The 9,870-nt window shown below is 41.9% G+C and carries 5 protein-coding genes; 4 read left to right on the plus strand and 1 reads right to left on the minus strand.

Annotated elements, in window-relative coordinates:
* Nucleotides 1–154: 154 nt before the first annotated feature.
* The 4 genes from lepA to era are packed head-to-tail and all read left to right on the plus strand — an operon-like array spanning nt 155 to nt 4,592.
* Complete coding sequence (lepA, locus tag ACWIT3_RS06875) at nt 155–1,951, plus strand: translation elongation factor 4 (RefSeq protein WP_457162011.1); 1,797 nt, start codon at nt 155–157, stop codon at nt 1,949–1,951.
* 9 nt (nt 1,952–1,960) lie between these two features.
* The gene (lepB, locus tag ACWIT3_RS06880; protein ID WP_457162012.1) at nt 1,961–2,992 is read left to right on the plus strand and encodes a signal peptidase I; all 1,032 of its coding nucleotides are present in this window, start codon (nt 1,961–1,963) and stop codon (nt 2,990–2,992) included.
* A gap of 5 nt (nt 2,993–2,997) precedes the next feature.
* Nucleotides 2,998–3,675, plus strand: a complete 678-nt coding sequence (gene rnc, locus ACWIT3_RS06885) for a ribonuclease III (RefSeq protein WP_457162013.1) — start codon at nt 2,998–3,000, stop codon at nt 3,673–3,675.
* Between the two features lie 8 nt (nt 3,676–3,683).
* The gene (era, locus tag ACWIT3_RS06890; protein WP_457162020.1) at nt 3,684–4,592 is read left to right on the plus strand and encodes a GTPase Era; all 909 of its coding nucleotides are present in this window, start codon (nt 3,684–3,686) and stop codon (nt 4,590–4,592) included.
* A gap of 310 nt (nt 4,593–4,902) precedes the next feature.
* Here the strand turns inward: era and ACWIT3_RS06895 are convergent.
* A partial coding sequence (locus ACWIT3_RS06895) for a YopT-type cysteine protease domain-containing protein (protein WP_457162014.1) occupies nt 4,903–9,870 on the minus strand: 4,968 nt, incomplete at its 5' end.

The following is a 9,870-nucleotide window of genomic DNA, read 5'->3' on the forward strand; positions in this document are numbered from 1 at the left end:
CCCCAACATGTTTGGGGCATTTTTCTTCCCTACGTACTGCTCCACGGCTTATTTCGCTGCACTTTTCAGCTATTGCTAGCGAACAAGTGAATATTCAGGTAAAATCGTCCAGTTTAACTTTATCAAATTTTTACACTTAAATTGATTTTTTAATATGAAGAATATACGTAACTTTTCTATTATTGCGCACATTGACCACGGTAAATCCACTTTATCTGACCGTTTAATCCAAACTTGTGGTGGATTATCCGATCGTGAAATGGAAGCGCAAGTCCTTGACTCGATGGATCTTGAACGTGAGCGCGGTATCACGATCAAAGCACAAAGTGTAACCTTAAATTACACCGCAAAAGATGGCGAAACCTATCAATTAAACTTCATTGATACACCAGGGCACGTTGACTTCTCTTATGAAGTCTCACGTTCATTAGCTGCGTGTGAAGGCGCCTTATTAGTCGTCGACGCAGGACAAGGGGTAGAAGCCCAAACCCTAGCAAACTGTTATACTGCAATCGAAATGAATCTCGAAGTGGTACCGATCTTAAATAAAATTGACTTGCCTGCGGCAGACCCTGAACGTGTTGCCGAAGAAATCGAAGACATCGTCGGTATTGACGCAATGGAAGCGGTACGCTGCTCAGCGAAAACTGGTCTTGGTATTGAGGATGTACTAGAAGAAATCGTCCACAAAATTCCCGCCCCAGAAGGCGATCCAGAAGCGCCATTACAAGCATTGATCATTGACTCATGGTTTGACAACTACCTCGGCGTCGTCTCGTTAGTACGTATCAAAAATGGTACTTTACGCAAAGGCGATAAAATCAAAGTGATGTCAACTGGACAATCTTACAACGTTGATCGTCTTGGTATCTTTACGCCAAAACAAGTGGATACGACAGTATTGAACTGTGGTGAAGTAGGTTGGGTCGTGTGTGCCATCAAAGACATTTTGGGCGCACCTGTGGGGGATACCCTCACCTTACACAACAACCCTGCCTCTTCTGTATTACCGGGCTTTAAAAAAGTCAAACCTCAAGTTTATGCAGGATTATTCCCGATCAGTTCAGACGACTATGAAGCCTTTCGTGACGCATTAGGCAAATTAAGCCTTAACGATGCGTCATTGTTCTATGAACCAGAAAATTCGACCGCACTTGGTTTTGGCTTCCGCTGTGGTTTCTTAGGTCTTTTACATATGGAAATCATTCAAGAACGTTTAGAACGCGAATACGATCTTGATCTGATTACGACTGCACCTACCGTAGTGTACGAAGTAGAAAAAACCGATGGCGAAGTGATTTATGTGGATAGCCCATCAAAATTACCCCCACTCAATAACATTGCGGAAATTCGCGAGCCGATTGCTGAATGTAATATGTTATTGCCACAATCTTACTTAGGTAACGTGATCACGCTTTGTGTGGAAAAACGCGGTGTACAAACTCATATGGTATATCATGGTAACCAAGTGGCACTGACTTATGAAATCCCAATGGGAGAAGTGGTTCTCGACTTCTTCGACCGCTTAAAATCCACATCACGTGGGTATGCCTCACTGGATTACGGTTTTAAACGTTTCCAAACGGCAGACATGGTACGTGTTGATATTATGATTAACGGCGAACGTGTTGATGCCCTTGCATTAATCGTACACAAAGACAATGCGCCTTACCGCGGTCGTGAATTAGTGGAAAAAATGCGTGAATTGATTCCACGTCAACAATTCGATATTGCCATTCAAGCCGCTATCGGTAACCACATTATTGCGCGTTCAACCGTAAAACAATTACGTAAAAACGTCTTAGCAAAATGTTATGGTGGGGACGTCAGCCGTAAGAAAAAACTGTTACAGAAACAGAAAGAAGGGAAAAAACGCATGAAGTCTTTAGGTAACGTAGAAGTACCACAAGAAGCATTCTTAGCGATTTTACACGTTGGAAAAGATAAATAAGGAACGCCCATGTCAAACTTATTTCTCGTGATTTTATTAGCCGTCGGATTTGGTATGTGGAAGGCATTAGATTATTTTGCCTTACCCAATACATTTTCTATTTTACTGATTATTTTAACGGTAATTTCTGGCGTGTTATGGTGTTACCACCGCTTCACTGTTCTACCAAAGCGTGCCCGCCAAATCGTGCGTGCAGAACAACGCTCAGGTCAACCACTCAGCGAAGAAGAAAAAGCCAAGATTGAGCCCATTTCAGAGGGCTCTGCGTTTCTCTCATCGCTGTTCCCTGTGCTTGCCTTTGTGCTGATCTTGCGTTCATTTTTGTTTGAACCGTTTCAAATTCCCTCTTCCTCAATGGAGCCGACATTACGCATTGGCGATTTCTTAGTAGTAAAAAAATATGCGTATGGTATTAAAGATCCTGTTTTTCAAAATACGTTGATTGAAACAGGCAAACCAGAACGAGGGGATATCATCGTCTTCAAAGCACCACCACAACCTAATGTGGATTATATTAAACGGATCGTCGGAACACCGGGAGACAAAATTCAATATAATGAATATACTCGCCAGTTAACACTTACTTACGCAAAAGATGGAAAAGAATGTACAGTAAACTGCATCACTAAACCATTTACCTACAGTGAACCAGTTGAAAATCCAGATTTCCAGTATCTCATTGGTCGTAATCATAAAGGTGAATACTTATATGGACCAAGCCCATTAGAAACCACGGAAACAGGCGACATCTCTCATAAAATTCACTGGTACCCAAATCCTGAAGATCTGGCAAATGAAGGATTTCGCTATAAAGCCTATCGTTCAAAAGACAATGGGGTGACCGAATGGGTCGTCCCCGAAGGTGAATATTTTGTGATGGGTGATAATCGCAATAATAGTGAAGACAGTCGTTTCTGGGGATTTGTACCAGAAAAGAACATTGTTGGAAAAGCGACTTACATCTGGTTGAGTTTAGATAAAAAACAAGATCAATGGCCGACAGGTATTCGCCTCGAACGCTTTTTTACAGAAATTAAGTAAAGATAATGACCTCAAATTTAGAACGTTTACAACGCAAACTTGGTTATTGTTTCAAACAAGAGACCCTGCTCAAACAAGCCTTAACTCATCGTAGTGCCGCGGTTAAACACAATGAGCGTCTTGAGTTTCTTGGTGATTCAATTTTGAATTTCACCATTGCTGAAGCCTTGTACCATCAATTCCCTAAATCGAATGAAGGGGAATTAAGTCGAATGCGAGCGTCGCTCGTCAGAGAACCTACGCTCGCGATCTTAGCGCGTGAATTTGAGCTAGGGGATTATATGGCATTAGGCCCTGGAGAATTAAAGAGCGGCGGATTTCGCCGCGAATCTATCCTCGCCGATTGTGTAGAGGCGATTATCGGTGCCATCTCACTTGATAGCAATTTTGACACGGCCAATCAAGTCATAAAAACCTGGTACCAAACGCTACTTAGCCAAATTAAACCTGGCGAAAATCAAAAAGATCCTAAAACTCGCTTACAAGAATATTTACAGGGCAAGCGTTTACCCCTACCCACTTATCATGTTGTCGACATCAAAGGGGAAGCGCATTGTCAAACCTTTACGGTGGAATGTAATATTCAAACGATCGACCGCACTTTTGTTGGCATCGGCTCAAGTCGCCGAAAAGCAGAACAAGCGGCAGCAGAAAAACTTTTACAAGAATTGGAAAACAAATGACAGAAACCATGTTAACAGACAATAGCACGACTTATTGTGGCTTTATCGCCATCGTCGGTCGTCCCAATGTTGGCAAATCAACGTTGCTCAATAAAATCTTAGGGCAAAAAATTTCCATCACCTCGCGCAAAGCACAAACAACACGACATCGCATTGTTGGAATCCAAACCGAAGGTCCTTACCAAGCCATTTACGTGGATACACCAGGGCTTCACATTGAAGAAAAGCGTGCAATTAACCGCTTAATGAATCGTGCGGCAAGCAGCGCAATCGGCGATGTGGATTTAATTATTTTTGTTGTAGATGGCACACATTGGAACGATGATGATGAAATGGTGCTGAATAAACTACGTGCCGCTAAAGCGCCCGTTGTATTAGCTATTAACAAAATTGATAACATTAAAAATAAAGAAGAGATGTTGCCTTTCATCTCGACGTTAACTGAAAAATTTGATTTTGCGCATGTCATACCCATTTCTGCGGAAAAAGGGAAAAACGTCGATGAACTAGAAAAAATTGTACGCCAATCCCTACGTGAAGGAGTACATCATTTCCCTGAGGAATATGTTACCGACCGCTCCCAACGTTTTATGGCCTCCGAAATTATTCGAGAAAAACTCATGCGTTTTACTGGCGAAGAATTGCCTTATTCCGTGACGGTAGAAATTGAACAATTTAAAGTCAATGAGCGCGGCACTTATGAAATCAATGGACTCATTCTTGTCGAACGAGAAGGTCAAAAGAAAATGGTCATTGGAAACAAAGGTCAGAAGATTAAACAAATTGGTTCCGAAGCGCGTGCAGATATGGAACGCTTATTTGATAATAAAGTACACCTAGAACTCTGGGTAAAAGTCAAATCTGGTTGGGCAGACGATGAGCGCGCATTGCGTAGCTTAGGTTATATGGACGAGTAAGCTTTTCTTCCCTCGAATACGCTGCACGATTGCAGCACTCATCTTTCTATAATAGGCAGCACTCAGTACGCTGCCTTTTCTCTTTTTATACTGTATAAACACCCTCACTATGCAGCCATCACAATACTCACTCGCTGCGTCTATCGTCTATGTTACTGATACCTAACACACGCTTGCCAATACATCATATCCGATACCTTGCTCGCATAAGCAATAACACACTTATTGACTCATACAATATAAAAAAATAGGGCCTCATAATGAGACCCTATTTTGTTGACAACGCTATATTATTAGCAAGTTTCGTTTATCATTTCGCATTTTTTCTAATCACGTTTTGATAAATCGGTTCTTCCTGCGTTTTTGTCCCAACTTTCTCATAAATCGTTTCTTCGTGAGAAGAAATCACATTTTGATTCTTACCCGCTGGACGGAATTGCACGTCAGCATAGACGGGTTCAGTCGTCGGTGCATGACTCACTTGTTCTACAATTCGATCACTTCTGGTTTTCAGTTGTGACTCAGGAATAATCCCTTTGCTAAGTGGTTGAGCGGCGCGAGGCTTTTGCACTTTCTGCGGTTTTTCTGGCTTTTTAGGCGCAGGTTTGCTCGGTGCTTTAGGCGTCAGCGTTTCATATACCACCTCATTTGAATCACGGCGCGGTGCGTGTTTCCCTTGATTTTGGAACTGCAACTCAGCATACGTTGGTTCCGTTGTTGGTACATGACTCACCTGCTCCACAAGACGATCACTTCTGGTTTTCAGTTGTGATTCTGGAATAATCCCATGACTTAATGCCTGTGGTTTCTGAGGTTTTTGCGCTGTTTTTGGTTTCTCTGGCTTTTTCGCACCATTGCGTTGTGCCGCAGATGCCACTTCATCATAAATCACCGCATCTGAGCCATGTGCCTGAGAACGCGTTGCGTTGCGAGGGAATTGTAAGTCCGCATAAGTTGGCTCCGTTGTCGGTGCATGGCTCACTTGTTCTACAATTCGATCACTTCTGGTTCTCAATTGAGACTCAGGATAGAAACCGTCTACTTGCGCCGCTTTTCTATTTTTATTCACTTGTGCATAAATAGCGCTTGGATCAGCCGCTTGCTCCGCTTTTGGCTTCGGCGGTTGCACAGGTTTTCTTGGGTTAGTATGAGATGGTTTTTGTAAAGCGTCTTCTTTACCTGCCACCGCTTTAGTCGGTACCGCTGGTAATGGTTTTGCTTTCTTCGCAACTGGCTCGTTCACATGATGTTTCTTAATGTAATCTTGTAACTCAGGTGATTTAAATGGATTTTCAATCACTTGGTTACCGATCACAAATCGAGTAGAAGACATCGTTGGATCTTGTTCATACAACGCTCTTAGATTTCTCGCTTCCGAACTCTCATAATGGCTATCTTTCGGGTTGAATGCTTTCTTAATATTATCAAGATTCACTTTCATATCTTTAGAAATACCATTATTTTTCGTCACGATCTTATCTAATGGGAAATAGAACGCGTCTTTATCTGTTGTTCCACCAAGATGCTCGATTTTTGGACCTTCTGATTCTGATTTTGCTTTACGCTTGAACAAGTTAGGCAACAATTGTTTTTTGTATGCCGTACTTTGTTCACCAGAAGAAACCGCACTTTCCGTAGTTGGAATCTCTAATGTTTTTAGCGGATTCTCAATAACATGATCCTTAATCGTAAATTTCAAGTTTGGATGATCTTTGTAGTTTTCATACAAGTATCTTAACTCTCTCGATGTCACAGAATCATAGAACGGATTTGCAGGATCAAACACCTCTTTCAAACGAGCTAAATCAATTTTTGAATTTTCTCGATAAGTTGGTGTATCTGTCGCCAAGCCATCTAACGCGAAATATAATTGTCCACCACGTTCTAACGTTTCTTTCGCAATAAACTTCGTTTTTTCTGCAAAGAAATCCATTCGGGCGTCATTTAAAGCCGTTTGTGTCGTTTGATAGTCACGAATGGCTTTATTTTCTTCCGTAGTGTAGTTAGCTGACTCTTGTAGCTCTTCCATATCGAATTTTGGATTTTTTCTCAAGGCATCGTACATGTCTTGTTCTTGATCGCTCAAGGTCGCAATACGTTTCAAGGCATCCACTGCATTTTCATTCTTGATTAACTCACGAATAATACGTTGGTTATCTTCAACATTTGCTTCATTGATACGGTTTCTCGAATCATCACGACGCGCCATTTTTGCCATAGAATCAGTAAATGAAGCGATCTCTTGAATATCTTGCTCGCTCACATTGCCTGCTTTCACTTGTTTTGCAAATGAACTCAATTGAGCAAACTCAAATCCAAGATTCAATTTACCGACATAGCTATCCGCTAGAATCGCGTTATTCCCTTCTGTATCTGCCGCATTTGCTCGCGCGATCAGTTCTTTTCTGCCTTGTTTTAATCCATAGATTAAGGCATTTTCACCTAATTCTGCGTGCGCAGCTCGTGGTGACTCAAGGTTATTCAGTTTATTCGGTAAATGTTCAATCGTTTCAATTTCTTGAACTTTACCTTGATAACCGCGAGCAACCAACTTACTAAGCTCTTCACTCAGATTATGACCAGAACTAAAGGCTTCTCTTTCTAACGGCTGTTTTTTATAAGCCGAGAAATTTGAAAGATCCGCATCAATATAATAGTTTTCATTTAACGCCAAGACATTTGCATCGGTTTTCAACGTCTCTGGCAAACTATTGTCATAGCGGTGTTTCGTGATCTGCGCTTGATCATGGTGTGTTAACTCATGAACAATCGTATCCAAAATCTCTTGGTTATTGCGTTGTTTACTTCTTAAGAAACTCGCAATTGGTTTTGCATTCATATGCACTTCATCATTAGCGTAATACCCTTGACCCATTGATAATGGTCCATTTTTGGTATTCAGTTCTAATGTTGCTTTTGTGCCTTCAATGCCAGTGACCTCTTTAAGCGATTCACGTTTTGCAGTTTCGACAATATCAAACAATTTACGGATACCTTCTTCATTACCAGAAAGTTTTTTGTTCATCAAATCATGGAATTCTTTGTTTGAGTCTAATTTCTCAACAATTTTCTCATTGATTTGTTTTCTTGTTTCAACATAGCCGTCTTCAAATTGGATATTTTTCAGAATTTTACCCATGCTCTTGACGTTTTCGCCATCAAAACCTTGAATCACATCTTTGCTCGGCAACACTGCACCTTTTTTATGCTCTTGTCTTAATGCACGAATTTCTTCAGTACTCATGCCATTAACCAAGTCATTTGTTGCTTTCAATAAATGTTCTTTTGGTAGGTTTTTCGACTCCTTCGCAATCAACGCTAATTTTTTCTCTGCTTCTTTTGCACTATCTGCTGATTTCGCTTTTTGTCTTGCTTTCTCAAACAGTGCTTCCGCTTCTGTGACAGGTTTCGGAATATAGTTAGTATTCGTAATCGCCGTTACGACATCGTCTTTCGTCACATAGCTTTCGCCACGTGCTGCATCGCGTTTGATTTGAATTGAACTTTCCGTTGCACTTCCTTCTGTATTTGAAGGTGCTCTGGTTTTTAAATTCACATCAGACGGTGACGCCGTAGTCGGTTTCACTTGACCACCATGATTATTCTCAGCAGCTTTCGCAGGTAATTCATAGTTCACGACATTAAAGAAACGTTTGCCTTCGTTCTTACCTGCGTAACCACTCTTATTCCAGAACGCTTCTTTTAACCATGCCTCAAATTTTTGATGGCTTGGGAACGTCATTTCACCAAAGTTTGGATCAAAGAAGACGACTTTTTGTCCCTGAATAGCCGCAGAAACGGTATGTGAACCACCCTCGAGGTTAATCGAGATTTTTTTCACACCAGAGGTTTCATTACCTGTGTCTAAGATCGCTTTTGATAACGCTGAAACATCCGTTTTGGATACCGTACCCGCCACTTCATCACGACGACTTAAGCTACCGAATGTTTTCTCTTTCGGTACGACGCCTTGTTCTTGTAACCAGCTATCTGTCAATTTGAATTGCTGTGTCGCACTACCACTATTAATAAACTCAGTTTGGAGTTTCTTAATTGAATCGATAGTTTCTTGTTTCAAGTGACCTTTCTTACCTCCTTCATATAGGCTATTCCAGAAGTTGTCATCTTGTGGATCCACTTTCTTCGCAATCCAGTGTGCACAAGTCGATTCACACACACCATTTTGGGTTTCTAAGTGTTTAACGATTTCTTTATACACTTCCCCTTTAGATTGCGCGAACTTGAAGCTGACTTCACCGCCGTATTCTTCCACTGATGAGCGAACTGCATCAATTTTGTTTTTCACTTTCAATGGTTGGAATTGGTCTTGAACTTGCTTCAATACACCACGTGACTGCTCAACCAATTCTTTTTGTTGAATACGATCGCTGACTGGCGTTGCTTTAGTTTGAGCAGGTGCCGTTGTCGCCTCGTTTTCATCCAAATCAATTGGTAAGCTTCTGAATTTCGGTTCTGTCGCGCCAGCTTCACTTGCTGCATCATCCACACTCAAATCAGCCGCACGTTTCGGTAACGCTGGTGCGTCTTCTTCCACTTGAACTTTTCTCGTTGATGCTTGTGCTGCAGCAGCTTCATCGCCTCGTGCTTTCGCTCTCGCTAACGCTTCAGGGCTCTTATCTACTGTTGCATATAAACCATCATCTACTTTAAGTTTATTCGGCGTTGCTGCCTCTTCTGCGAGACGCGCTTTCACAATAGGTTGTGTTTGCACGACCCCGTCTACGATGTCTGCATAATCGCTTTCAACGGTTTGAGGTGCTTTGCTTCTTGGTTGTAGTTGCGGTACACCGTCTACCACTTCCGCATAATCACTGTTACCTATTGGACGCGTGCGTACTTGCGGTGCTTCTGCTATTTCTGGTTGAACAACAACACGTGTTCTCGCAACACCATCAGCATCATTTTCCACCACCACTTTCACTTTTGGTTTTGGTGCAACAGGTGGTTTTTCTTTCGTAGCTGCTTTTGGTGTCACACTGCCTTCTGCGCTAGAGGTCGCCTCGCTCGAACGTGGAGGTAACGCAGGTGGAACATCCGATTCAAGATCAGTTTTCACTTTCACCGTGTTCGCTGCTGCTTCATCACCGCGTGCTTTCGCTCTCGCTAACGCTTCAGGGCTCTTATCGATTTTCGCATAGATTGGCTCTTCACCACTTACTTTGGCTTTTGTGACCGCACTATTCACTTCTGGTAACGGTTTGTGACTTAATTCAGTTAAGAATTCTTTCACCACTTCTGCACTGGTCGCCGATTTCGC

It is taken from the genome of Pasteurella sp. P03HT (genome assembly GCF_054052285.1).

Coding starts and splice junctions, on each gene's coding strand:
- lepA (WP_457162011.1), top strand. CDS start 155: ATGAAGAATATACGTAACTTTTCTATTATTGCGCACATTGACCACGGT.
- lepB (WP_457162012.1), top strand. CDS start 1,961: ATGTCAAACTTATTTCTCGTGATTTTATTAGCCGTCGGATTTGGTATG.
- rnc (WP_457162013.1), top strand. CDS start 2,998: ATGACCTCAAATTTAGAACGTTTACAACGCAAACTTGGTTATTGTTTC.
- era (WP_457162020.1), top strand. CDS start 3,684: ATGTTAACAGACAATAGCACGACTTATTGTGGCTTTATCGCCATCGTC.